At 70.4% G+C, this 23,876-nt stretch carries 22 protein-coding genes, 1 tRNA gene, 1 pseudogene and 1 riboswitch; of the genes and pseudogenes, 18 read left to right on the forward strand and 6 right to left on the reverse strand.

What is annotated here, in order from left to right; translation table 11 throughout:
- The first annotated feature begins 14 nt into the window (after positions 1-14).
- A complete protein-coding gene (locus tag JHE00_RS12550) occupies positions 15-1,232 on the forward strand; it encodes a helix-turn-helix domain-containing protein (protein WP_200318070.1) in 1,218 nt (405 codons plus the stop codon).
- 11 nt (positions 1,233-1,243) lie between these two features.
- On the opposite strand, the gene JHE00_RS35565 is transcribed toward JHE00_RS12550, so the two are convergent.
- Together JHE00_RS35565 and JHE00_RS12555 are read right to left on the reverse strand one after the other, a co-directional pair.
- Complete coding sequence (locus JHE00_RS35565) at positions 1,244-1,366, reverse strand: hypothetical protein (RefSeq protein ID WP_268958256.1); 123 nt, start codon at positions 1,364-1,366, stop codon at positions 1,244-1,246.
- On the reverse strand, positions 1,363-1,548 hold the full coding sequence (locus tag JHE00_RS12555) for a hypothetical protein (protein WP_200318072.1): 186 nt from the start codon (positions 1,546-1,548) through the stop codon (positions 1,363-1,365). The genes JHE00_RS35565 and JHE00_RS12555 overlap by 4 nt, the downstream gene beginning before the upstream one ends.
- A gap of 69 nt (positions 1,549-1,617) precedes the next feature.
- On the opposite strand from JHE00_RS12555, the pseudogene JHE00_RS12560 reads away from it, so the two are divergent.
- The 7 genes and pseudogenes from JHE00_RS12560 to JHE00_RS12590 all read left to right on the forward strand — a co-directional run.
- Positions 1,618-1,953: pseudogene (locus JHE00_RS12560) on the forward strand (ATPase, T2SS/T4P/T4SS family); the annotation flags it as partial.
- Positions 1,947-2,768 (forward strand): type II secretion system F family protein, encoded by an 822-nt coding sequence (locus JHE00_RS12565; protein ID WP_200318075.1) that lies wholly within the window; start codon positions 1,947-1,949, stop codon positions 2,766-2,768. The pseudogene JHE00_RS12560 and the gene JHE00_RS12565, both read left to right, overlap by 7 nt.
- A 127-nt stretch (positions 2,769-2,895) precedes the next feature.
- Positions 2,896-3,624, forward strand: coding sequence for a type II secretion system F family protein (locus tag JHE00_RS12570; protein ID WP_200318084.1), 729 nt, complete (start codon positions 2,896-2,898; stop codon positions 3,622-3,624).
- 35 nt (positions 3,625-3,659) lie between these two features.
- Entirely contained in the window at positions 3,660-3,881 is a 222-nt protein-coding gene (locus JHE00_RS35070) for a DUF4244 domain-containing protein (RefSeq protein WP_230423221.1), read from the forward strand.
- A complete protein-coding gene (locus JHE00_RS12580) occupies positions 3,881-4,273 on the forward strand; it encodes a TadE family type IV pilus minor pilin (RefSeq protein WP_200318086.1) in 393 nt (130 codons plus the stop codon). Before JHE00_RS35070 ends, JHE00_RS12580 begins: the two co-directional genes overlap by 1 nt.
- The gene (locus tag JHE00_RS12585; RefSeq protein ID WP_200318088.1) at positions 4,254-4,646 is read left to right on the forward strand and encodes an Rv3654c family TadE-like protein; all 393 of its coding nucleotides are present in this window, start codon (positions 4,254-4,256) and stop codon (positions 4,644-4,646) included. The genes JHE00_RS12580 and JHE00_RS12585 overlap by 20 nt, the downstream gene beginning before the upstream one ends.
- 329 nt (positions 4,647-4,975) lie before the next feature.
- Complete coding sequence (locus tag JHE00_RS12590; protein WP_200318090.1) at positions 4,976-5,617, forward strand: bifunctional DNA primase/polymerase; 642 nt, start codon at positions 4,976-4,978, stop codon at positions 5,615-5,617.
- On the opposite strand, the gene sftH is transcribed toward JHE00_RS12590, so the two are convergent.
- Positions 5,581-7,998 (reverse strand): DEAD/DEAH box helicase, encoded by a 2,418-nt coding sequence (sftH, locus tag JHE00_RS12595; RefSeq protein ID WP_200318092.1) that lies wholly within the window; start codon positions 7,996-7,998, stop codon positions 5,581-5,583. The genes JHE00_RS12590 and sftH overlap by 37 nt on opposite strands.
- A gap of 237 nt (positions 7,999-8,235) precedes the next feature.
- On the opposite strand from sftH, the gene JHE00_RS12600 reads away from it, so the two are divergent.
- Together JHE00_RS12600 and JHE00_RS12605 are read left to right on the forward strand one after the other, a co-directional pair.
- Complete coding sequence (locus JHE00_RS12600; protein ID WP_200318094.1) at positions 8,236-10,515, forward strand: sodium-translocating pyrophosphatase; 2,280 nt, start codon at positions 8,236-8,238, stop codon at positions 10,513-10,515.
- A gap of 243 nt (positions 10,516-10,758) precedes the next feature.
- Positions 10,759-11,301 (forward strand): hypothetical protein, encoded by a 543-nt coding sequence (locus JHE00_RS12605; RefSeq protein WP_307831910.1) that lies wholly within the window; start codon positions 10,759-10,761, stop codon positions 11,299-11,301.
- Positions 11,302-11,335: 34 nt separating this feature from the next.
- On the opposite strand, the gene JHE00_RS12610 is transcribed toward JHE00_RS12605, so the two are convergent.
- Positions 11,336-12,091 (reverse strand): MerR family transcriptional regulator, encoded by a 756-nt coding sequence (locus tag JHE00_RS12610; protein ID WP_200318099.1) that lies wholly within the window; start codon positions 12,089-12,091, stop codon positions 11,336-11,338.
- Positions 12,092-12,137: 46 nt separating this feature from the next.
- Positions 12,138-12,956, reverse strand: coding sequence for a S1 family peptidase (locus JHE00_RS12615; RefSeq protein WP_200318101.1), 819 nt, complete (start codon positions 12,954-12,956; stop codon positions 12,138-12,140).
- A gap of 247 nt (positions 12,957-13,203) precedes the next feature.
- On the opposite strand from JHE00_RS12615, the gene topA reads away from it, so the two are divergent.
- The 4 genes from topA to JHE00_RS12635 all read left to right on the forward strand — a co-directional run bounded on the left by topA (position 13,204) and on the right by JHE00_RS12635 (position 20,033).
- Positions 13,204-15,975 (forward strand): type I DNA topoisomerase, encoded by a 2,772-nt coding sequence (gene topA / locus JHE00_RS12620; protein WP_200318103.1) that lies wholly within the window; start codon positions 13,204-13,206, stop codon positions 15,973-15,975.
- Between the two features lie 95 nt (positions 15,976-16,070).
- A complete protein-coding gene (locus tag JHE00_RS12625) occupies positions 16,071-16,619 on the forward strand; it encodes a hypothetical protein (RefSeq protein ID WP_200318106.1) in 549 nt (182 codons plus the stop codon).
- Positions 16,620-16,746: 127 nt separating this feature from the next.
- Positions 16,747-18,843: a bifunctional MFS transporter/dTMP kinase gene (locus JHE00_RS12630; protein ID WP_200318108.1), complete on the forward strand. Its 2,097-nt coding sequence runs from the start codon at positions 16,747-16,749 to the stop codon at positions 18,841-18,843.
- On the forward strand, positions 18,840-20,033 hold the full coding sequence (locus JHE00_RS12635; protein ID WP_200318110.1) for a DNA polymerase III subunit delta': 1,194 nt from the start codon (positions 18,840-18,842) through the stop codon (positions 20,031-20,033). The genes JHE00_RS12630 and JHE00_RS12635 overlap by 4 nt, the downstream gene beginning before the upstream one ends.
- Before the next feature lie 87 nt (positions 20,034-20,120).
- On the opposite strand, the gene JHE00_RS12640 is transcribed toward JHE00_RS12635, so the two are convergent.
- On the reverse strand, positions 20,121-21,785 hold the full coding sequence (locus tag JHE00_RS12640; protein WP_200318112.1) for a hypothetical protein: 1,665 nt from the start codon (positions 21,783-21,785) through the stop codon (positions 20,121-20,123).
- Positions 21,786-21,918: 133 nt separating this feature from the next.
- On the opposite strand from JHE00_RS12640, the gene JHE00_RS12645 reads away from it, so the two are divergent.
- The 4 genes from JHE00_RS12645 (at position 21,919) to JHE00_RS12660 (ending at position 23,791) form a co-directional block, all read left to right on the forward strand.
- A tRNA-Thr gene (locus JHE00_RS12645) sits at positions 21,919-21,995 on the forward strand.
- 60 nt (positions 21,996-22,055) lie between these two features.
- Entirely contained in the window at positions 22,056-22,574 is a 519-nt protein-coding gene (locus tag JHE00_RS12650; protein WP_200318114.1) for a gamma carbonic anhydrase family protein, read from the forward strand.
- A gap of 46 nt (positions 22,575-22,620) precedes the next feature.
- Complete coding sequence (locus tag JHE00_RS12655; protein WP_200318115.1) at positions 22,621-23,049, forward strand: uL11 family ribosomal protein; 429 nt, start codon at positions 22,621-22,623, stop codon at positions 23,047-23,049.
- A 73-nt stretch (positions 23,050-23,122) separates the two neighbouring features.
- Positions 23,123-23,791 carry a hypothetical protein gene (locus JHE00_RS12660; RefSeq protein ID WP_200318117.1) on the forward strand — a complete coding sequence of 223 codons (669 nt, stop codon included), beginning with the start codon at positions 23,123-23,125 and terminating at the stop codon, positions 23,789-23,791.
- A riboswitch (ZMP/ZTP riboswitch) is annotated at positions 23,781-23,864 on the forward strand. It overlaps the preceding gene by 11 nt.
- Positions 23,865-23,876 lie beyond the last annotated feature (12 nt).

Here is a 23,876-nt window from a genome sequence, read left to right on the forward strand (position 1 = left end):
ACATGGGAGGCGCTGTGACAGCTGGCAACCCGCTCTCGGAGAACCTCGCCCGGTTTCGCAAGGCCCGAGATCTCTCCCAGGAGCAGCTCGCTGCCGCTGCATCTATCGGCGTGGACACCGTCGCCCGCATTGAACAGGGCAGACGCTCCACCTGCCGTCCCGCTACGCTGAAATGCCTCGCTGACGCGCTCGGCGTCACCGTCGAGAACCTCCTCGGCCAGATAAACCCACCGCTGCCTGGCCAGCTCGACGTGGCAGCACTCCGACACGCCGTGACTGCAGGCGAACACATTCCAGGCCTTGATGACTTCGCCGAGCCTGCCGAAGTCGTCAGCCTGCACCAGCTCACTGTGATGACCCACTCCGCGTGGCGTGCCTACGTGGACGGACGCCACACGGTGCTCCTCAACGTGTTGCCCGCCGTGCTGACAGACGCCCGGCGCGTCGCCCGTGCTGCGATCGACGACGCCGAAAAGGCCGGCGCGCACCGCGTGCTCTCCACCACCTATCGCCTCGGGGCTGGTCTGGCCGGGCGCATGGGGCTCGACGACCTCGCGTGGTCATCCGCCGAGCGTGCACTACGAGCGGCCCGTGATTCTGACGTCCCAGACATCGAGGCTGCGATCTCGTTGCGCTACCTCGCGTGGACGCTTGTCCGACAAGGCCGGCTCGACGAAGCCGAGCGTGTCGCCGTAACCGCCGCGGAGCGCATTCAACCCGGCATGCTCGACCGCAATTCGCGTCGCGCTGGCGTCTTCGGCAATCTGCTGTTCAACGCCGCGACAGCGGCCCTTTCGGCGGGCAGCGTGTCCCGTGCCGACGACCTGCTGGCCGAGGCCCAAGCCGCGGCCGTGCGTGCACGCGGAGACAACGCCAGCGAGGCCGCGATCTTTGGACCCCGCGTCGCCGCGCTCCAGCGCATCGACCACACTGCTCGCGCTGGAGACCCAGAAGGGGCTCTGCAGCTCGCCGCGGAGATGCCCGCCGCCCGCGGTGACGTACCTGCGTTCTGGGAGGCAGGCCATCGCCTGCGCCTCGCGGCTGCTTCCGTGGACCTACGCCGGGACCAACACGCTCTCGGCTACCTCGCCGAAGCGCGGGACCTCGCGCCAGACTGGGTGAGGTACCAGCCGCTCGGCGAAGCAACCATGCGACGGCTCGTTGACCGCGCGCCCCGCCGCCGCGGCGCCGAATTCGCGGAGCTGGCCGCTCACTACGGCGTCGTGTCTTAGCAACGGATCGGCTACCAGGCACGGTCTTCGGGGTCGTCCTGGTCATCGACGGGCGTCGCCAACCAGGCCAGGAATCGGGTCCAGAGCGCACGGAGTTTCGACAGGAAGCTCGGTTTCGACGGCTTCTCGGTCATCGGGCCGTCTCCGTGACAATCTGGATGCCGTCGCGGTACTCGCCGCTGATCATCTCGGGCTGGGCGAATCCGACGTACACGACGACTGCGAGACCGGCGAGGAGCGGATAGCCCAGCACGCGAGCGGCGGCCCATTTCCAGTCCCGGCGGGTACGGCTGTGTGGCTTGCGCAGGAGGTTCACAACTCTGCTCCCCAGGTGACGCCGCCGTGAGGCGCGCGTGTGAGTATTGGTGCAATTGAGTGTTATTGCGAACTACTGACGGCGCTCAACACCGGGCACGACGGCGGCGCGGGCACGTTGCACGCCAACTCGCCGAGCGAGGTGCCCGCCCGGCTCGAGGCGCTCGCGGCACTCGGCGGTCTGTCCCGTTCCGCCCTGCACAGTCAGCTCGCCGCCGCGGTCCAGGTCGTGCTCCACATGCGACGTGGACCCGACGGGCGGCGGGTTCTCGCCGAGATCGGTGTGGTGCATCGCGAGGGCGACACGGTCCGCGTGCTGCCGGCGTGGCGGCCCTCGGGCTGGACGGGCCGACGCGCACTGGTGTCGGAACTCCTCGCGTCGAAGGGGGTCGAGGTGCCGTGCTGACCGGTGCCGCGATCAGCGCAGCTCTCGGCCTGCTCTGCTGGCCGAGGCCGAGTTCGACGTACCGGCTCGCCGCACTCGGCAGCCCGAAGGGGCCCGGCGCGGGAATCGGCCGGCTCCGGTCGCGCCAGGTGATGGTGCCTGTCGTGGTGCTCTCTTCGGCCCTGGCCGCCATGACGGTGGGACCTGCGGTCGCCGTGGCGCTGGTGTTGCTCGCCGGGGCCGCGATCCGCCAGTTCCGGGCTCGGCGGGAGGAGCGCCAGAAGGTCGCGGCCGCCGCGGCGCTCGGCGAGGCGGTGCGCACGATGGTCGGCGAACTCCGCGCGGGCGCGCATCCCGCGGTCGCGGCGGAGGCGGCGGCCGTCGACGCCGACGCGCGCACGGCCGACGTCCTGCGAGCGGTGGCCGCGTCCGCGCGGCTCGGCGGTGATCTGGACGCGGTGCTCCCACGGTCGGTTCCCGGGCGCCACGACGTCCTCGACGACGTGCTCGCCCAGCTCGGCAACGCCTGGGCTCTGGCTCGCGATCACGGCCTTCCGTTGGCCACGGTGCTCGACGCCGTGCAACGGGATGTCGACGCCAAGGTACGTCTGGCCAACCAGGTCGACGCCAGGATGGCCGGCCCGCGCGCGAGCTCCGCGATCCTGGCCGCGCTGCCCGCGGGTGGCATTCTGCTCGGCCAGGCAATGGGCGCAGAACCACTGCACGTGCTCGCCACCACGACGGCGGGCCAGGTGCTGCTTGTCCTTGGCGCGGCACTGATCCTCGCGGGTGTGTGCTGGAGCGCCGTCCTCACCGGCCGGGTGGTGCCGCGATGAGCTCGCCGGTCCGAGGTTGGGAGTCTCCCTCGGCGGTGCGAGCACGGCCAGGGTGCGAACCCGTCGCGATTGTCGCCGTCGTGGTGGCCGTGCGGTTCGTGGCTCTCGTCCGCAGAAGGGCGTGGCGATGAACGCGCAGAGTCTCGCCGCCGCGCTCGCGGGCGTCGCGGTGCTGGTGTTCCCGCCACGGCGGGCGAGCAGGCTGCGGCAGATCCTGTCAGGTGAGGACCCGAAGCCGCAGGCATCGGCTCCGGCGAGCTCGTGGGGTTCCGCGCGAGTCCGTGCCGCTCTCCTGGGCGGAACGCTCGCGTTCGTGGTCGCCGCGGCGGGAGGCTGGTTCGTTGCCGCTCCCGCCGGAGTCGCCGCCTGGCTGGCTGCGCGCCGACTGCTGACGCGTTCGCGCAGGACCGCAGTCGATCCGCTTCGCCTCGCCGCGACCGGCGACCTGCTCGCGGCGTGCCTGGCGGCGGGGTTGCCCGTGCCCACGGCTGTGCGCGCGGTCGCGGGCACCGCCCCCGCCGATGCGGCAGCGGCACTGCGGTCCACCGCCGAACTCCTCGCGCTCGGAGCCGAACCCGCGGAGGCCTGGGAGCCCGCTCTGCGCTGTCAGGACACCGCGGAACTGGCCCGGGCCGCCCGCCGCACCGCTCGTTCCGGCAGCGCCCTGGCCAAGGCCGCCTCTGGAATGGCGGAGCGAGCGCGCTCGGCGGTCACCGACCAGGCCGAGGCTCGCGCGCAACGGGCCGGCGTGCTGATCACGGGGCCGCTCGGCCTGTGCTTTCTGCCTGCGTTCCTCTGCCTTGGCGTCGTCCCGGTCGTACTCGGTCTCGCAGGCAGTCTCTCCGTCTTCCCCTGACCCAATCGATGCACGACAAGAGAAGGGAAACACCCATGCGCACGATCCTCGTGAGAAACCCGCTGTCCCAACGGACGTGGACGCTGTGGCCGCGCGAGTTGCTCGACTCCGACGACGGGATGAGCACCGCCGAGTACGCCATCGGCACGATCGCGGCCGCGGCCTTCGCGGCCCTGCTCTACACGATCGTCACCGGCGACTCGGTGCTCAGCGCCCTGACCTCACTCATCGAGCGCGCGATCTCCGTGGACTTCTGATGTGGCCCAGGGGCGATCGCGGAGCAGCCACCGTCGAGGGCGCGATCGCGCTGTGCTCGATGCTGGCCGTGTTCGGCCTCGTTCTCGCCGGGGTCACCGCGCTCTCCCACCAGCTGCGGTGTGCCGACGCCGCCACGGAAGCGGCCCGGCACCTGGCAAGAGGACAGGCTCCGCTCGCCGACGAAGCCGTGCGGAGGCTGGCGCCCAGCGGCGCGACCATCGACGCCCGTACCCAGGAGGCAACCGTCGCCGTGACCGTTGCCGTCCCTGCCATCGGTGGCCTGCTGCCGGGCGTCGCCGTCCGCGCCGAGGCCTTCGCCGAACTCGAACCCGGCGAAGCAGAGGCGGAGGAAGTCGAGGAGGTGATGGCCGGTGTCGAGGCGCCGCCCTGAGCCCGACACCGGGTCGGCGACCGTGTGGGCGGCGGGCGCCATCGCCTCGCTGCTCGTGGTGGGCGCACTGGTGTGGGCGCTCGGCAGCGCCGTCCTCACCCGGCAACGCGCGGCGAACGCGGCGGACCTGGCTGCGCTCGCGGCCGCGGGCCACGTCGCTCGCGGGGCGACGGAGGCATGCGGACACGCCGGGCGGATCGCGGAGCGGATGTCGGCGCGACTGCGCGAGTGCCGGTTCGACGAGTGGGATGCGCTGGTCGTGGTCGAGGCACCCGGTCCTGGTCTGCTGGCCGGGTTCGGTCCCGCGACCGCGCGGGCGCGCGCAGGCCCGGTGGACGCGCCCGCGACGAACGGGCGAAAGGAATCGAACTGACCTGCCGGACGAACCGGGCGTTGGCGAGCAGCGGTCGTCCGGGTGCGACGAACGGTCTTCACCCAGGTGGGAGGCAGGACGGCCCCCACACCGGTTGATCACCAGGAAAGTCGCCTGCTCCCAAGGCTGCGACGAGCGGCGGGGGTAGCGGGCGCCTCCGGCCGACGATTGACACGCGGGCTTCAGCCGAACAGTTGTGTCGATGCTCACTCGTCGTCTGTCAAGTGCCGGTGGTCGACCGAGGGGTTCCGGCGAGGTGCAACTTGCCGTTTATTCGTAGGTGTCGCCGCGAACGAGGCGACGAAGCACGAGGGAGGCTCGAGAAAGACATGTTGGACACGGAGTGGTCGGACAGCTGGCGCGGCGCGTTCCGCATCGAGTTGCGCGCTGAGGCGATCGGCCTGGCCTGGCGAGGCTGGCCGGTGCTGCCGGGCACCTACCCCGGTGCCGCTGACAGCACGGAGTCCGGCTCCGCATGGACCGAGCCGGTCCCGGCGCACGAGGACTGGCGCCAGCGGATCGGCGCCCACCCGCAGCAGGTGGCCGCCTGGTGGACCGGCAGGCCGTACAGCCTGCTCGTCGCCACCGGCACGATGATCGACGCGATCGAGGTCGACGACAGCCTCGGCCGCCGCGCCGCCACGCTGCTGCGCGCCACCGGGCACCCGGCGCCGATCGTCGCGATGCCCAACGGCCGCTGGCTCTTCCTCACCACGTCGACGGACAACGTGCCGTCGATGCTCACCGCCAACGAGGACGTGCGGTACCACGGTGAGGGCAGCTACGTCCCGCTCCCGCCGACGCCGTTCCAGCACGGTGTCGTCCACTGGCGGGTCAAGCCGGAGATCTGGGGCTGGCGACTTCCCGCCGCCGAAGCGGTGCACGACGTTCTCGAGCGCGCACTGCACGGCGAGTCGGCCGCCCCCGCCTCGGCTCAGCCCGTCTTCGCCGCGGGATCCTCCGCGGTGTGATCCACCCCGTGGTCGTGCCGACCCTCGTGGTTCACCGCCCCGAGCACGAGGTCCAGCACGGTCACAGCCCCCGCCTTGTCCAGCGGATCGTTGCCATTCCCGCATTTTGGCGACTGGACGCAGGACGGGCACCCAGCCGGGCACTCGCAGGAGACGATCGCCTCCCGCGTAGCGGCCAGCCATGGGACGAGCGCGGCAAAACCGCGGTCGGCGAATCCCGCACCCCCGGGATGACCATCGTGCACGAACACCGTCGCCTCCCCGGTGTCATCGTGCATCGCGGTCGAAACACCGCCGATGTCCCAACGGTCGCACGTAGCGAACAGCGGTAGCAGGCCGATCGCCGCGTGCTCGGCGGCATGCAGGGCGCCGGGGATGCGCGCCGGTTCCAGACCGGCGCCCCCCGGTGCCCTGTCATCCCGGTCCCCACCGGTTTCACCATCCAGCAGTTCGCCGTTGATCGTGTACCAGACCGCACGGGTGCGCAGTACCTGCTCCGGCAGATCGAGCGCGACGTGGTCGAGCACCTCGCCCGACGGCAACCGCCGGAGATACCCCACCACCTGCGACGTCACCGCCACCTCGCCGAGACACACGGTGACCCCGCCGTACCGCTCCTCGCGGACCGTGTCGAGCACGGCGATGTCCACGACCTCTCTCGCCGAGGTGTTCCATTCGGGGTCCTCCGCGTGCACCAGCGCGATGCCGTGCTCGAGGTCGAGCTCGTCGACCACGTAGGCCGAGCCCTGGTGCAGGTACACCGCTCCCTGATGGACTGTGCTGCACGCCGACCCCGGATCCACCGTGCCGAGCATCCGCGAGGTCTCCGCTTCCACCACGGCGATCTGCTCACCGCCCGAACCGCGGATGTCGACCTCGTGCTGCGGGCGCTCCCTCGTCGTCCAGTACCAGCCGCTCGGCCGCCTGCGCAGCACCTTGTCGGCCACCAGCTCGTCCAGCACGTCGCGCGCTGCCTCACCGCCGAACTCGGGCAGTTCGTTCGCCGTCAACGGCAGTTCCGCCGCCGCGCAAGCCAGCTGTGGCGCGAGCACGTACGGGTTCGACGGATCCAGCACCGCGGTTTCCACGGGCCGGTCCAGCAATGCGGCGGGGTGGTGCACCAGATACGTGTCCAGCGGGTCGTCGCGCGCGACGAACACCACCAGCGCGTCGTCGCCCGCCCGGCCTGCCCGGCCCGACTGCTGCCAGAACGACGCCAACGTGCCCGGATAACCGGCCAGCACCACGGCATCGAGGCCCGAGATGTCCACGCCGAGTTCGAGCGCGTTCGTGGTAGCCACACCCAGCAACCTGCCGGACAGCAACGACTTCTCCAGCGATCGCCGTTCCTCTGGCAGGAAACCCGCCCGGTACGCGGCCACCGCCTCACCGAGCTCTGGGTCCACTTCGGACAGAATTCGGTTGGCTCCCAGCGCGGTGAGCTCCGCGCCGCGACGTGAGCGCACGAACGCGAGGCTGCGGGCGCCCTCGATGACCAGCTCGGCGAGAATCCGCGCCGCCTCGGCGCCCGCCGAACGCCGCACCGGCGCGCCGTTCTCGCCTGCCAGCTCCTCGAGTAGCGGCGGCTCCCACAGCGCCACCGTCCGCGCCCCGCGCGGCGAGGCGTCCTCCACCACGGGGGAGCACTCCCGGCCGGTGAGCCGGGCCGCGAACTCCGCGGGCTCCGCGGTGGTCGCCGACGCGAGCACGAACACGGGGTCGGCGCCGTAGTGCCGCGCCACCCGGCGCAGCCTGCGCAGCAGCAGTGCCACGTGCGAGCCGAACACGCCCCGGTAGCTGTGGCACTCGTCCACCACGACGTAGGAGAGCCTGCGGAAGAATTTCGCCCAGCGCGCGTGGGCCGACAGCACGCCGCGGTGCAGCATGTCGGGGTTGGTGAACACCCAGCGCGCGTGCTCGCGCACCCAGTCGCGCTCGGGCAGAGGGGTGTCACCGTCGTACGACGCGGGCCGCACGCCGTCGAGGTCCAATGCGGACACAGCGCGCAACTGGTCGGCGCCGAGAGCCTTGGTGGGAGCCAGGTAGAGGGCGGTGGCCTTCGGGTCGGTGTGCAGTGCCGAGAGCACCGGAAGCTGGTAGACGAGCGACTTCCCCGACGCGGTCCCGGTGGCGATCACGACGTCGCGGCCCGACCAGGCCAGCTCAGCCGCGTCGGCCTGGTGGGTCCACGGCTGCTCGACGCCGCTCGCCCTGATGGCGTCGACGACAGCGGACGGCGCCCAGTCCGGCCAGGCCGCGAAGCGCGGCTGTCGCGCCGGGAGATCGGCGACGTGGGTGACGGGATGGCGCCGCTCCGGGATGCCCGCGGTGGCCCGGTTCAGCAGGCGTCGGGCCCGCGATGTGTCGGCTCGACCGCTCATGTGTTCGAGCATTGCACACCCGAGATCGTGATCAAGCGCGACCCGTTGAGCGGTACCGTGAGCGGTTTCACATGAATACGCAGCGTATGTGAGGTGGGACGGCCTGCCGGGTCGTCCGTCTTTACCAATAGACTCCGCCGAACCACACCAGAAGTGGTGTAGATCCCATGTCAGCGTCGGCACAGTGGTCAGCCCCATTGCCGGAGCTGGCAACAGGCGACGTTTCCAGGAGGACGAATGTCCCGGCACTTCCTCGCGGCGAGCTCAGCCGAGCTCTCCGGAGGTGACTACGGCATCGTGGCCGTGGTCGCCGTGGTCGCCCTTGCTGCACTCGTCATTGGTTATTTCCTGCTGAAGGAGGTCCTGGCTGCTGACCAGGGCACTCAGAAGATGCAGGACATCGCCAAGGCGGTGCAGGAAGGTGCGGCTGCCTTCCTCAACCGGCAGCGGAACACCCTCGCGATTTTCGGCGTGGTCGTGTTCCTCCTGCTGTTCGCACTTCCCGCGGAGGACTGGAACGAGCGGATAGGCCGCTCGCTGTTCTTCCTCATCGGTGCGGCGTTCTCGTTCACCATCGGCTACCTGGGCATGTGGTTGTCGACGAGAGCGAACGTCCGCGTCGCGGCTGCCGCCAGGGTGCCCGGCGGCCGGGAGAAGGCGATGCGGATCGCGTTCCGCACCGGTGGTGTGGTCGGCATGATCACGGTGGGACTCGGCCTCTTCGGCGCGGCCGTCGTGGTGCTGGTCTACGCGGGCCAGGCCCCGAAGGTGCTCGAGGGCTTCGGCTTCGGCGCCGCCCTGATCGCCATGTTCATGCGAGTCGGCGGCGGCATCTTCACCAAGGCCGCTGACGTCGGTGCCGACCTGGTCGGCAAGGTCGAGCAGAACATCCCGGAGGACGACCCGCGCAACGCGGCCACCATCGCCGACAACGTCGGTGACAACGTGGGTGACTGCGCCGGTATGGCGGCCGACCTGTTCGAGTCCTACGCGGTGATGCTGGTCGCCGCGCTGATCCTCGGCAGCGCCGCGTTCGGAGCCACCGGCTACGGCCTGGTGTTCCCGCTGATCATCCCCGCGATCGGTGTCATCACGGCTGTGATCGGCATCTACATCACGCGGGCGAGGGCCGGTGAGAGCGCGCTGAAGACGATCAACCGCTCCTTCTACATCTCGGCGGGCATCTCGGCGGCGCTGTCCGCCGTCGCGGCGTTCGTGTTCCTGCCCAGCTCGTTCGAGGGCGCCGACGGCAACCCGGCGGTCATCGCGACGTTCTCGGTGCTCATCGGTATCGCGCTCGCGGGCGTGATCCTGTGGCTCACCGGTTACTACACCGGCACCGAGCACGGCCCGGTGAAGAACGTCGGCAAGACGTCCGAGACCGGTGCCGCGACGGTGATCCTGTCCGGGCTCTCGGTCGGTTTCGAGTCGGCCGTCTACACCGCGCTCGTGATCGGTGGTGCCGTGTTCGGCGCCTACCTGCTCGGTGGCGCCGTGGCGTTGTTCGCGGTCGCGCTGGCCGGTACGGGCCTGCTGACCACCGTCGGCGTGATCGTCGCGATGGACACGTTCGGCCCGGTGGCGGACAACGCGCAGGGCATCGCGGAGATGTCGGGCGATCTCGAGGAAGGCGAGGGCGTGCAGATCCTCACCGAGCTCGACGCCGTCGGCAACACCACCAAGGCGATCACCAAGGGCATCGCGATCTCCACCGCGGTGCTCGCGGCGACCGCGCTGTTCGGTTCGTACTCCGAGGCCATTCTCGGTGCGCTGCGCGACGTGGGTACCGGCCTGACGGACATCCCGGAGTCGTTCGCCGACAACATCATCCAGCCGAACACTCTGGTCGGCGTGATCATCGGTGCGGCGGTCGTGTTCCTGTTCTCCGGTCTCGCCGTCAACGCGGTCTCGCGGGCCGCGGGAGCGGTGGTGTACGAGGTGCGCCGTCAGTTCCGGGACATCCCCGGGATCATGGAGGGCACGACGCGGCCCGAGTACGGCAGGGTCGTCGACATCGTCACCCGCGACTCGCTGCGGGAGCTGGCCACGCCCGGTCTGCTCGCCGTGTTCGCGCCGATCGCGGTGGGCTTCGGCCTCGGCACCGGTGCGCTCGCCGGTTATCTCGGCGGCGCGATCGCGACCGGCACGCTCATGGCGGTGTTCCTCGCCAACGCCGGTGGCGCGTGGGACAACGCGAAGAAGCTGGTGGAGGACGGTCACCACGGTGGCAAGAACTCCGAGGCCCACGCCGCGACGGTCATCGGCGACACCGTCGGTGACCCGTTCAAGGACACCGCGGGCCCGGCGATCAACCCGCTGCTGAAGGTGATGAACCTGGTGTCGCTGCTGATCGCGCCCGCGGTCGTGCAGTTCACCGTGGGTGAGAGCGCCTCCGTTGGTGTCCGGATCGCCATCGCGCTGGTGGCGGTGCTGGTGATCGTGGCCGCGATCGTGGTGTCGAAGCGCCGCAGTTCGGTCATGACGGAAACGCCCGCTCAGCAGGCGACCAACGCCTAGCAGGCACGTTGTCCGGGCCCGGAGCGCGCACCTCGCGTTCCGGGCCCGTTCCGTCTCCGGGAACCGACGAGCCCGGCGGGGGCGCTTGCAGCCTGCAACACGACCGGTACCGTCGGACGAAGATCGTGCTCGATTCGACACTGTGTGTCAGGAGGTGTGGGCGTGCGGCCGCGGATGACCGTTCTCGCCGCTGTGGTGACGGCCCTTGGCCTTGGAGTGGCGGGGTGTGGCCAGCAGTCGAGAGTGTCGCCAGGCAGTCAGCCCGCACCGCCTGGACCGGGTCTCACCGCCGAGGAGGTGCGGCACGAGGACGCCACCACCGCGTGGGCGGGTGGTTACTGCGGAGCGGTGTCGGAGCTGGTCCGCTCGTTCTCCGAGATGCCGAGCATCGACCCGAGCACGCCGCAGGAGGCCTCTCGCACGTCCAGTGAGCTGCTCGGCTCGATGATCGGAGGCCTCGACCGCACGCTGGACGGGCTCGACCGGCTCGCCCGCGCTCCCGTGGCCGACGGCGACCGGATCAAGGAGCAGGCCGTCACGGCGTACACCAACATCAGGGACCGGGCGGTCGGCGCGAAGCAGCAGCTCGACGCGGCCACGACCGAGGAGGCCAGCAGGGCCGCGATCGGTTCGGTACGCGCTCCGCTGGACGAGATCGGCCGGATCAGCCTGCTCGACGGCTTCGACGCCGTGCCGGAGTTGAAGGAAGCGAGCCTCAAGGCTCCGCAGTGCACGGAGCTCACGGACTCCGGGGCCGCGCCCAGGTTCGATCCGGGCACCCCGTAGTGGCGAGACCGGGGACCGCGGTTCCCCGGCCGGCCTACTGGCTCAGGCGGGCCCGCGCGTAGGCCGCCATCGCATCGCACAGGTAGGCAGCGAGGCCCGGTGCGACCGCGTCGATGTTCGCGGTGAACCGCGGATCGTCGACGTAGAGCCTGCCGAGCCCGAGGTAGGCCTGTTGGTTCGGCGTCCAGAAGTGGCACACCCAGCGGTAGTGCGCGCCGGTCGCCTCGATGGTGCGCGGGTCGTCGGCTGCGACGCCCTCGTTCATCAGCTCGGCGAGCCGGGCCGACGCCTCCGCGCCCGCACGCTGGACGGCCTGCCACTTCTCGTCCGACCAGCCCTTGACCCGCTGGTGCGACTCCATCGCGCCGGGCCAGCGCTGCTCCGCCTCCTCGGCCAGCGTCTGCGCTCGCTCGGAATCCCGCGCGAAGCCCCGGTACAGCTGTTCGGCGTTCATTCTCATCCCTCCTTCCAGTCTTTCGATCGTGTCCGCAACGGTCCTGGCCAGCTGGTCGAACCGGTTCCGCTCGGCCGTGAGCCACTCGTGGTGCACCCTGAGCGCGGCGAGGCGGTCGGTCTGGCGATCGAGGACGTCCCTGATCGCGTCCAGCCCCAGGCCGAGTTCCCGCAGCACGAGGATCTGCTGCAGGCGCAGCAGCTGCTCGTCCTCGTAGTAGCGGTAGCCGTTGCCGCCCACGTGTGCGGGCGGCAGCAGGCCGATCTCGTCGTAGTGCCGCAGCGCTCGCGACGTGACGTTCGCGATGCGGGCGACCTGGACGATCGAGTAGGCCATGCGGACAACGGTAGAGGTTGACGTCGCGTCAACCTCAAGTCCGGATTCAGGCGGGCTGCGGAAGCTCGCAGGCGGGTCGGCCCAGCTCGATCTCGTTTCCGGCCGTCAGGCAGCCGTAGAGGTCGTAGGTCTGCTGGCCGTAGTTGATGCCCTCGCGCACGGTGACGGCGCCGTCCCCGGCGACCTCACACGGGTTGTTCATCGTGCACCGTTCGCCGTTCTCGTTGCCCGTGTTGTTCACGCCGACGACCTCGCCGGTCGCGACGTCGACGATGGGCGAGCCGGAGGTGCCGCCGATGGTCTCGCACTCCGGCGTGTACCGGATCGAGTCGTCCCACACGTAGTCGCCTTCGTGCAGCTCGTGGACGAAGCCGTCGACCGAGCACGAGTACGTCTGCTTCCAGTACCCCGAGGCCACGGTGATGTCGCTGCCCGCCGAGGGGCGCTGCTCGGCGAGCTCCAGTGCGGTGACGCCGTGGGTGCGCTCGAGCTCGGCGTAGCTGAGGCCGAGCTGGTACACCGAGGCGTCGGTGCCGGTCATCGTCGCGTAGAGCAGTTTTGTGGCCGGTACCGTGCCGAGCTCGGCTCCGTCGCCCGCGAGCAACGTGAACGAACGCTGCGACGGCTGGTCGACGATGACCTCGCCGGGCGCTGGGAAGCCCTCCTCGAGGCAGTGCCCGTTGGACAGCACCAGCGCCGGTGCCGTGGCAGGAGTGCCGGCGAGGTGCACAATCGAGCCCGAGCAGTTCGACAGTGCCACCGTGCCCGCGAGGTCCACGGCCGGCGCCGCGCTCGCCGGTGCGGCGTTGACCAGTGCGAACGTCAGCAGCGCTGCCAGCAGCGCACCCAGCGGGCGTCGGAACATCGGGGCGGTCCTCTCCGTTGACGGGCTCGTGGGACGCAGCGTAGTTGTTCGGCTACGCCCCGGCCCACTTCAGCGTGAGGTTCGTGTGACGTGCTAGGTGTGGAAGGGAAACACCACCGGGGCACATGGCGATGCGCTTGACACACGCTTTACGGCGTGTTGAGCCACCTGGGAGGACGCCATCGCCCGGGAGAGTGCACACTGGCGGGTCGAACAGGTGAGTTAGTGGAGCGGAGAGCGGGACAGCGTGGCTGGATCGACGAAGACGAAGAAGAGTGCGGCTGCCAACGGCGGTGGCCGTCGACGGTTGGTGATCGTCGAGTCGCCCACCAAGGCGCGCAAGATCGCCCCGTATCTCGGTCGTGACTACGTCGTCGAGTCCTCCCGTGGCCACATCCGTGACCTGCCGCGCGGTGCCGCCGACGTGCCTGCCAAGTACAAGGGCCAGCCGTGGGCGAGGCTCGGCGTGGACGTCGACAACGACTTCGAGCCGCTCTACGTCGTCTCACCCGATAAGAAGGCCACGGTCACCGAGCTCAAGACCCTGCTCAAGGACGTCGACGAGCTCTACCTCGCCACGGACCCCGACCGCGAGGGCGAGGCCATCGCGTGGCACCTGCTCGAGGCGCTCAAGCCCAAGGTGCCGGTGCGCCGGATGGTGTTCCACGAGGTCACCGAGCAGGCCATCCGTGCGGCGGCCGAGAACACCCGTGAGCTGGACCCCGACCTGGTCGACGCGCAGGAGACGCGCCGCATCCTCGACCGGCTCTACGGCTACGAGGTCTCGCCGGTCCTGTGGAAGAAGGTCATGCCGAGGCTCTCGGCCGGCCGCGTGCAGTCGGTCGCGACGAGGGTGATCGTCGAGCGCGAGCGGGAGCGCATGCGCTTCACCTCGGCGTCGTACTGGGACATCTCCGCGACGATGGACGCGGGCGCCGACGCGAGCCCGCGCACGTTCCCGGCGCGGCTGAGTTCGGTGGCGGGCTCCCGGCTCGCCACGGGCCGCGACTTCGGCTCCGACGGGCAGCTCAAGGCGTCGGCTCGCGACGTCCGCGTGCTGGACGAGGCCGAGGCCAACCGGCTCGCCCAGGCGCTGACCGAGCGCGACTTCGCCGTCTCGAGCGTCGAGGAGAAGCCCTACACGCGGCGGCCGTACGCGCCGTTCATGACCTCCACGCTCCAGCAGGAGGCGGGCCGCAAACTCCGGTTCTCGTCCGAGCGCTCGATGCGCATCGCGCAGCGGCTCTACGAGAACGGCTACATCACCTACATGCGTACCGACTCGACGACGCTGTCGGAGACGGCGCTGACGGCTGCGCGCAACCAGGCGACCGACCTCTACGGCTCCGAGTACGTCTCGCCGACCCCCCGGCAGTACACGCGCAAGGTGAAGAACGCCCAGGAGGCGCACGAGGCGATCCGCCCCGCCGGCGAGGTGTTCCGCACGCCCGGCCAGGTCGCCGGTGAGCTGGAGACCGACGAGTTCCGGCTCTACGAGCTGATCTGGCAGCGCACCATCGCCTCGCAGATGGCCGACGCCAAGGGCACCACGATGTCGGTGCGCATCACCGGCACGGCCACCAGCGGCGAGGAGTGCGTCTTCTCCTCGTCGGGCCGCACGATCACGTTCCCCGGCTTCCTGAAGGCCTACGTCGAGTCGGTCGACTCCGAGACCGGCGGCGACGCGGACGACAAGCAGAGCAGGCTGCCGCAGCTGAGCGAGGGTCAGGAGCTGACCGCGGGCGAGCTGTCGCCGGACGGCCACTCCACCTCGCCGCCCGCGCGCTACAGCGAGCCGTCGCTGGTGAGCAAGCTCGAGGAGCTGGGCATCGGCAGGCCCTCGACGTACGCCTCGATCATCAAGACCATCCAGGACCGCGGCTACGTGTGGAAGAAGGGCTCCGCGCTGGTGCCCTCGTGGGTCGCGTTCTCGGTGGTCGGGCTGCTGGAGCAGCACTTCGAGCGGCTGGTGGACTACGACTTCACCGCCGCGATGGAGGACGAGCTCGACCGCATCGCGGCAGGTGACGAGCAGCGGACGCAGTGGCTGTCCCGGTTCTACTTCGGTGGCGACCAGGGCGTCGACGGTTCGATCGGCAGGCTCGGCGGGCTGAAGAAGCTGGTCGGCACCAGCGTCGAGGACATCGACGCCCGCGAGATCAACTCGATCAAGATGTTCGACGACACCGAGGGCCACGCCGTGGTCGTGCGGGTCGGCCGCTACGGCCCGTACCTCGAGCGCGAGGTCAACGAGCAGTCGCAGCGCGCGAACCTGCCGGAGGACCTGCCACCGGACGAGCTGACGCTCGAGATCGCCGAGCGGCTCTTCGCGACGCCGCAGGAGGGCCGCGTGCTGGGCAACGACCCGGTCAGCGGCAACGAGATCGTGGCGAAGGAGGGCCGGTTCGGGCCCTACGTCACGGAACTCCTGCCGGAGCCGGAGGAGCCCGAAGGCGGCACCACCGGCAAGAAGACGAGCAAGGCGAAGAAGCCGAAGCCGCGCACGGCGTCGCTGTTCAAGTCGATGACCATCGAGGACATGACGCTGGACGACGCGCTGAAGTTGCTGTCGCTGCCCCGTGTCGTCGGCAAGGACCCGGACAGCGGTGACGAGATCACGGCGCAGAACGGGCGGTACGGGCCTTACCTGAAGAAGGGCACCGACTCGCGTTCGCTGTCCACCGAGGAGCAGATCTTCGACATCACGGTCGAGGAGGCGCTCAAGATCTACGCGGAGCCGAAGCGCAGGGGCCGCCAGGCGGCGGCGAAGCCGCCGCTCAAGGAGCTCGGCGAGGACCCGAACTCCGGCAAGCCGATGATCGTCAAGGACGGGCGCTTCGGGCCGTACGTCACCGACGGTGAGTACAACGCCTCGCTGCGGAAGTCGGACTCGGTCGAGGACCTGACCGTGGAGCGGGCGGCCGAGCTGCTCGCCGAGAAGCGTGCCAAGGGACCCGCGCCGAAGAAGCGCACCGCGACCAAGAAGAAGGCCACCACGGCCAAGTCGAAGTCGTCGTGACCGTGGGTGAGGGCTAGTGCGCCCCGTTGGCGGATGCGCGGAGTGACCGGCTCGCTACCCTGATATGGCATGACGAGACCCGGCTAGGAGGACGCGTGGCCAACGGGGACGGTACCCAGGCACCCGATCCGGCTCAGTCGTTCAGCGACCCGTTGTCCGGGCTGGTCACCAGCGGACGCCCGGACAACCAGTCGACGGACGAGCGGCCCGAGCGCAACGACTTCACGAGCTTCCAGCTCGCCACGCCCGTCGAGCCCGATCCCGACATGGTCAAGGGGATGGTCGACGCCGCGATGGCCGGCGAGCAGCTCCCGGACCAGGACGCCGAGGATGCTCCCGCCGACGACGCCGTGGCCCTGCCCGGTGCGCCGCCCGAGTCCGGCGACGACGGTCCGCCCGGGGTGTATTCGCGGCAGTCGCGCGGCTGGGCCGCGCGTACCCAGTTGCTGCCGCAGATGCTGCGCAAGCGGCAGGAGGGTCGGGAGAAGGCTCCGAAGCCGGAGGGCGAGCGTGGGCTCGTCCGCAAGCCGTCGAACGGCTCGGCGGGGTTGTTGATCGCGCTCGTACTCATGGCTGTGTTCGGTATCGTCGCCATTCAGTTCATTTCGAGTTTGATCGAGAGCATCAGCAGCCTATTCAACTGAACCGGCTGATTTTTTCGATCAGCGTTTCGTGATTCATTGACTACCCCGGGTGTTTTCGTCGGTGCTCCGGCGCACTGTCCGTGGCGAGCGCTACTCTGACCTCAGCACGTGCCGGCGGTCATTTGGGGTGGGGCACATCAGCGAGGCAGGACAGGGGAAAGCGGGCGCGGGCGCCCAGGAGTCGGTGCGCCGAGAGGCGTCCACCGTCAATCGCGTGCGGCGAGTACTCGCCATCCAGCCCTTCCGCAGACTGTGGGGCGTCACCTATTTGTGCAGTGTCGCCGACTGGCTCGCTCTGCTCGCGCTGGCGGGCCTGGTCACCAAGTTCACCGACAACTACATGGCGCAGAACTTCGCCTTCGCCGGAGTCGTGCTGACCAACCTGTTGCCGGGATTGCTTTTCGCACCGGTTGGCGGCCTGCTCGCCGACCGGTTCGACCGCCGCAAGGTGATGATCGTCGCCGACCTGGTGCGCTTCGGTCTGCTGCTCTCGATCGCCATTGTCGGGTCGCCGATCTGGCTGTTCATCGCCAACTTCCTGGTGGGCTCCGCGGCGATGATGTGGATCCCGTCGAAGGACGCGGCGGTGCCGAACCTGCTGCGCAGGCCCGACCAGGTGGAGACGGCCAACCAGCTCGGCATGGTGATGACCTACGGCTTCGCGGTGGTCACCGGCGCCGGGTTCTACGCGATCCTCACCGGTATCCCGACGACGTTCAACCTGTCCCCGAACGTGTTCGGCACGTTCGGCATCGCCAACGCCGTCGTGGTCATCAACAGCCTGCTCTACCTGGCCAGTGCGCTGATCGTCGCGACGCGGATCCCCGAGCTGTCGCTGCGCAACGTCCACCCGGTGCCCGCATCCGGCGCCGTCGCCAAGCCCGCGGAGGCCGAGGAGAAGCCGTCGGGCGGCATCTTCGGGATGTTCCGCGACGCCTTCCGGTTCATCCGCACGACGCCGCTGGTGCGCGGACTGCTGATCGGCATGATGGGCGCGTTCGCCGCGGGTGGAGCCGTGATCGGTGCGGCCAAGCCGTACTCGTCGAGCCTCGGTGGCGGTGACGCCGCGTTCGGCCTGCTCTTCGTGGCCGTGTTCGTCGGTGCCGCGGTGGGTCTCGCCGGCGTGCCCAAGCTCGCCCAGCGCCTGCCGCACGACCGGATGTTCGGCATCGGGATCGTGCTCGCCGGGCTCGCGCTCATCGTCGTGGCGCTGTCGCCGCACCTCGCGGTCTCGCTGATCGCCGTCGCGGTGGTCGGTGGGTGCGCGGGTGCCGCGTTCCTCACCGGTGTGACGATCATCGGCTCGCAGGTCGACGACTCGATCCGGGGCCGGATCAACGCGATCTACCAGTCGATGATGAAGATCATCATCTTCGGTGCGACCGCTACCGTGCCACTGCTCATCGGGCTGGTGCAGCCCCACAAGGTGACGGTGTGGGGCAACGTCCTCACGATCGACGGCACCCGGCCCGTGCTGCTCGGCGGCGGGCTGCTCGCAGCGCTGGTCGGCGTGATCGCCTACCGGCAGATGGACTCCCGGCGCACGGAGCCGATCCTCGCCGACCTGCGCAACGTGATCCGGCGCAGGCCGCGGCGCGTCAACGGGCTGCTGATCGCGCTCGAAGGCACCACGGCCACCGACACCGCGGCGCAGGCGGCCAAGCTCGCGGGGTGGCTCTCCGCGGGCCCGCGCAACGTCGTGCTCGCCGCCGACCCGGCGCTCGACGACAGCAGGCTCGAATCGCTCGTCTCCGGCGCGGCGCTGTCCGGGGCCAGAGCGCAGGCACTCGCCGCGGCGGCGGTGCGCGCCGACATCGTCGAACGAGATGTGCGGCCCGCGCTCGACGCGGGCTCGGTGGTGGTGATGGAGCGGTTCGTGGACTCCCCGCTCGCGCACCTCTCGGCCGTCGCCGGCCTGGACGCCAAGGAGCTCGAGGGCCTGGCCGACTGGGCCACCGGGCGGCTGCGGCCCGACCTGACCGTGCTGCTCGACGCCGAACCGGGGGCCGAGGAGGAGTCGGCCGACTCGGCCCAGCACCATTGGCGCGTGCAACAACTGCTCACCGAGATGGCCTCGGCCGACCCGGAGCGCTACGTCGTCGTGGACGCCGATGGCACCGAGGACGAGGTCGCCGACCGCGTGCGGATCGCCGTGCAGACCACCCTCGTCGGAATGGTCGCGGGGCTCGCGTCCAGGCCGGCCGTCGCGGAGGCCGCTTCGTGACGCAGGCGGTGTGGTCGCAGCTGGTCGGCCAGGAACCGGCTGTCGAAACCCTCTCCGCCGCGGCGAAGTCGGCGGCGGCCCTCGTGGACGGCGAGACCACGGACTCGGGCGCGATGACGCACGCGTGGCTGTTCACCGGGCCTCCCGGTTCGGGACGTTCCGTGGCCGCGCGCACGTTCGCCGCGGCCCTGCAGTGCAACCTCGGCCTCGGCTGCGGCGGGTGCAACGGCTGCCGGACCGCACTCTCCGGCACGCACGCGGACGTGCGGCTCGTGGTGCCGGAAGGGCTGTCGATCTCGGTCGCCGAGATGCGCTCGCTGGTGCAGGCCGCCGCGCGCAGGCCGACCACCGGCCGCTGGCAGATCGTGATCATCGAGGACGCCGACCGGCTCACCGAGGGCGCCGCCAACGCACTGCTGAAGGCCGTCGAGGAGCCACCGGAGCGCACGGTGTTCCTGCTCTGCGCGCCCTCCGACCACCCCGAGGACGTCTCGGTGACGATCCGCTCGCGGTGCAGGCTCGTCACGTTGCGCACACCGCCGCCCGCCGCGATCGCGCAGGTGCTGATGGAGCGCGACGGTGTGGAGGAGCGGATGGCGCGGTGGGCGGCGTCGGTGTGCGGAGGCCACATCGGCAGGGCCCGCAGGCTCGCCACCGACGAGAGCGCCCGCAAACGACGCTCCGCCGTGCTCAGGATCCCGCTCGGTCTGCGCAGGCCCTCGGATGTCTTCGTGTGCGCCGACGAGCTGATCAAGACGGCCGAGGCGGACGCCTCGGAGGAGAGCAAGGTCCGCGACGAGGCCGAACAGGACGCGTTGCGCACCGCGATGGGCTCGGGCGGCACCGGCAAGGGTGTCGCCGGGGCGAAGCGGGCCGCCGACGCGGCCGTTCGGCAGCTGGAGAAGCGACAGAAGTCGCGGGCGACGCGGACCCAGCGCGACACGCTGGACCTCGCGCTGGTGGATCTGGCCGCCTTCTACCGCGACGTGCTGGTGACGGCCAGCGGTGCGGGCGCGATGCTCAACCATCCCGACCACGCCACACAGAGCACCGACGCCGCCTCCCAGTGGACCCCGGCGTCCACGCTGCGCAGGCTCGAGGCCGTGCTGGCCTGCCGCGAGGCGATCGAGTGGAACGTCAAGCCGCGCATCGCCGTGGAAGCCATGGTGACCACACTCCGCGAAGGCTGACCCTCAGCTCCGCCACCTCTCCTCGGATGCGGTGAAGGGCACCTTTACTGCATTGAACGCAGTAAAGGTGCCCTTCACCGCAGTCGCCTACTCGTCGCGGGGGCGCGGGGACGGCTTCGGCGTGGTTTCCGGAGCCAGCCTGCGGCGATGCGGCAGACCGGCCACCAGCACGGCGCCGAGCAGCAGCATCGCGGTGCCGGTCCAGAACAGCGGCACCGACGAGTACGCCGCACTGGTCTGCGCCAGCTTCTCGGGTGCGCCCGGCTGCTGCTCACCGCCGCCGGGAGGCGGCGCCTGCGACGGCGGTGCCGTGGACCCGCACTCGACGCCGCCCTCGGGCGCGTAGGCCCTCGCGACCTGCTCGCCGAGCGAGACCTGCGCCAGCGACGACGGCAGCTTGCCGGCGACGTCGGCAGGCAGCAGGTCCTGGAGTGCCTTCGTGGGCAGGATCTGCAGATCGAGCAGCCGGGCCGAGGCGCCGAGCTGGAAGCCCGGGAACGGGTCCTGCAGCTGCGAGCCCTGCTCGTCGAGGCCCGCGATGCTGAGCCGCAGCACGCCGAGGTCGGCCACGAAACCGTTCGCGGCGTCGGTGAGCGGCTTGACCAGCCCGTCGGTGAGCTCGGCGACGCCACCGATCACCGGCAGGTCCTTGGCCTCCTGGAAGCCCGGCACGTCGGTGAGGCCGGGCAGCGGGATGCCGATCGGGATGTCCTTGGTGGGGTTGGCCGCGTCGAGCTCGAACAGCTGCTGGCCGTTGCGCTCCACCGACAGCACCGGCGCCGTGTACTCGACCTTCGACGTCGCCTCGTCGCCGGTCGAGGTGACCTTGAGCGCGGGCTGGCTGGCGACCTTGATGGTCAGGCCGAGCGGGGTGCCCTTGAGGACGTTGATGTCGGCGGCCTGCATGGTCGACGTGGACTGCACGGCTTTGCGGTCGGAGTCCGGGATGTCGACGAGCTCCACGACGGACCTCGTGGACAGCGTGTTGGGCATGCTCAGCACCGCGCCCGTGCCGTCGGCGTTGGGCTTGCCCTCGCTCGAACCGGACAGCAGCCCGCCAAGGTTGGCGAGCGGGCCGGGCAGCGACGCGAGCCCGTCCTTGATCCGCGAGTCGGAGATCGCCGAGAGGTCGGGCATCGTCGGGACCACGTTGAGCAGCGACAGGCTCGCGACTGAGGTGCTGGCGTCGGAGATGGTGCCCACGCACGGGCCCTCGGTGGGGCTCCACCGCGCATGCGCGCTGCCGTTGAGAACGCCCACGTTCAGCAGCGGGTTGTCCGGGGCGTTGAAGCCGGTGGTCACCGGCTCCGGGTTGTCGGGCAGCGCGGTCTGCACGAGCGAGCCCGGCGTCTGCGGGGCGTTGCCCGCGACGGAAAGCCCGAACGGCGACGCCTGCGCGATCGAGCGCTCATAGGTCAGGTAGGACTCGGAGTTGGCCTGGGCGCTGGAGATGCCGAACCCGCCCTCGAGCGCCGACTGCTTGGGCAGCTCCTCGCCGAGGCCGGGCAGGATCGCGTCGGTCGGCACAGCCTCCGGCAGCAGCCGCAGCATGCCGAGCGCCGTGCCCGCCTCGCCGACCGCCTTGCCGTTGGGTGCCGGGCTGGGCTGCGAGGTGATCGGGGCCTGCCCCGGATCGGCCGGTTCCGGGATGGGCGTCGTCGGGATGGTCTGCCCTGCGGCTGGCGCGGCAGACAGGACGAGCACCGCGGCTGTCACGGGAAGTGCCAGCGTACGGGGCAGACGTCGGCGCATGTACGAGTCCTCCAGACCACCAGTGGACCCGCCGATCCGCTGACGGCGGTGTCCTGGCGTCCTAACGATGCAGGGGTGGGAAAGTGACGCGCGAAGGGATCGTTATACTAGGTCGCAGCCGGACACGGTCCGTGCCGCCTTAGCTCAGTCGGCCAGAGCGGCTCACTCGTAATGAGCAGGTCAGGGGTTCGATTCCCCTAGGCGGCTCCACCAGAATCGGGGCTCCTCTTCGGAGGGGCCCCGATTTTGTTTGTGTCTAGGGTGTCGGCCATGCCGCTGTTCGCGTTCGAAGGCAAGACCCCGCAGGTGCACCCCGGCGCGTGGATCGCGCCCACGGCCACGTTGGTCGGCGACGTCGTGGTGGAGCGCGACGCCTCCGTTTGGTACGGCGCCGTGCTCAGGGGTGACTTCGGCAGCATCGTCGTCCGCGAGGGCGCCAACGTGCAGGACAACTCCGTGCTGCACGCGGGCGACGGCGGCTGCGAGGTCGGGCGGGACGCCACCATCGGTCACTCCTGCGTCGTTCATGACTGCGTCGTCGGCGAACAGGCCCTCGTCGGCAACAGCGCGACAGTGCTGGACGGGGCGAGGATCGGCGAGCGCACGCTGGTGGCGGCAGGCGCCACGGTGCCGCCCGGCGCCGAGGTGCCAGCCGACGTGGTGGCGATGGGCAGTCCCGCGAAGAAGTTCGTGCCCCTCTCGGACTCCGCGCGCGAGTGGGTGGAGCACAACGCCGAGCTCTACCGGGACCTCGCCCGCAGGCACGCGGACACCGTCGAAGAGGTGTGAAAAGCGCTTGACCCTCCGGCGAAGGGAGTTCCTAGCTTTCGTCGGCATGCCACCGAAACAGAAGAAGCAGACCTTCCAGGCCACGCTGCAGCTGCCTGCCGGCGAGGCGCCCGTCGTCGACCTCGGCAAGATGCTCGGCCAGACCGGCGTCAACCTCGTCGACGTCAAACGGGCCTACGACGCCGAGACCGCGGCCAGCCGCGGCGACATCGTGCCCGTGGTGGTCACGGTGTTCGAGGACCGCTCGTTCGCGCTGCGGTTCAAGACCCCGCCCACGGCGTTCCTGATCCGCAAGGCACTGGGCGGCAAGGGTTCCGCGCGGCCGGGCCACGACAGCGCGGGCGTGCTGAGCCGCGAGCGGCTGCGCGAGATCGCCGAGCGCAAGCTGCCCGATCTCAACACCGCCGACCTCGACGCCGCGACGCGCATCGTCGAGGGCACCGCCCGGTCGATGGGAGTGACGGTGCGGGACTGAGCGAGCGGACTGAGCACCGGCCGTTGACGTGCGCGACACCGTCCGTACCCCCGAACCTGCTAGACCGGACGGCGTGGACTGGGGTGACTACGTCGACGGCTACTGTGAGCGGGCCGAACCGGGCCTGTGGGGCGAGCCGCTCAACACCGTCAGCAACCTGGCGTTCCTCGGCGCCGCCGTCGCCGTGTGGCGGCAGGCCGGCGGCGCGAGGGGCCCGAGGGTGCTCGCGGTGCTGCTCGGCCTGATCTTCGCGGCCAGCACGGCGTTCCACGCGCTCGCCACTCGCTGGGCGGGCGCCGCCGACACGTTCTTCATCCTCGTGTTCGTGCTGGTCTACGCGGTCGTTTTCACGCACGTCTTCCTCGGCGTGCGCTGGGCGAGGGCCTGGCTCGCCGCTCCCGCGTTCCTCGCGTTCACCGTCGCGGTGACCGCGGCCGTGGCGCCGCTGGGTTTCGGCGGCGCGAGCTACCTGGCTCCGCTGCTCGGTCTGTTCGGGTTCGCCGCCGCCCTCGCGGTGACGCGCGACGCCCGCTCGCGCCGGTACTGGCCGAGGTTCGCGCTCGCGGGCGGTGTCTTCGGGGTCTCGCTCTCGCTGCGCAGCGCCGACCACTCCGTCTGCGGGCAGTTCCCCGTCGGCACCCACTTCCTGTGGCACCTGCTCAACGCGGTCGTCCTGTACCTCGTCTCCCATTCCGCTCTGCGGGAATGGGCTCCGCGTCGACTACCATCGGCAGCGCAGTAGCGACTGGCGCCACGAGGTGGAGCACCACCGGGGAGCGAAACAGGGCAGGGCACCGCGCGCCTGGGTGTCCGCGAAGCCCGGACGC

This window comes from Prauserella cavernicola (genome assembly GCF_016595675.1).
GTDB lineage: Bacteria > Actinomycetota > Actinomycetes > Mycobacteriales > Pseudonocardiaceae > Prauserella_A > Prauserella_A cavernicola.

Bases quoted from the DNA above. Each gene is read 5' to 3' on its own strand.
- JHE00_RS35565 (WP_268958256.1), bottom strand. From the start codon at position 1,366: ATGACCGAGAAGCCGTCGAAACCGAGCTTCCTGTCGAAACTCCGTGCG.
- JHE00_RS12570 (WP_200318084.1), top strand. From the start codon at position 2,896: ATGAACGCGCAGAGTCTCGCCGCCGCGCTCGCGGGCGTCGCGGTGCTG.
- JHE00_RS35070 (WP_230423221.1), top strand. From the start codon at position 3,660: ATGCGCACGATCCTCGTGAGAAACCCGCTGTCCCAACGGACGTGGACG.
- JHE00_RS12580 (WP_200318086.1), top strand. From the start codon at position 3,881: ATGTGGCCCAGGGGCGATCGCGGAGCAGCCACCGTCGAGGGCGCGATC.
- JHE00_RS12590 (WP_200318090.1), top strand. From the start codon at position 4,976: ATGTTGGACACGGAGTGGTCGGACAGCTGGCGCGGCGCGTTCCGCATC.
- sftH (WP_200318092.1), bottom strand. From the start codon at position 7,998: ATGAGCGGTCGAGCCGACACATCGCGGGCCCGACGCCTGCTGAACCGG.
- JHE00_RS12600 (WP_200318094.1), top strand. From the start codon at position 8,236: ATGTCCCGGCACTTCCTCGCGGCGAGCTCAGCCGAGCTCTCCGGAGGT.
- JHE00_RS12610 (WP_200318099.1), bottom strand. From the start codon at position 12,091: ATGGCCTACTCGATCGTCCAGGTCGCCCGCATCGCGAACGTCACGTCG.
- JHE00_RS12615 (WP_200318101.1), bottom strand. From the start codon at position 12,956: ATGTTCCGACGCCCGCTGGGTGCGCTGCTGGCAGCGCTGCTGACGTTC.
- JHE00_RS12640 (WP_200318112.1), bottom strand. From the start codon at position 21,785: ATGCGCCGACGTCTGCCCCGTACGCTGGCACTTCCCGTGACAGCCGCG.
- JHE00_RS12650 (WP_200318114.1), top strand. From the start codon at position 22,056: ATGCCGCTGTTCGCGTTCGAAGGCAAGACCCCGCAGGTGCACCCCGGC.
- JHE00_RS12655 (WP_200318115.1), top strand. From the start codon at position 22,621: ATGCCACCGAAACAGAAGAAGCAGACCTTCCAGGCCACGCTGCAGCTG.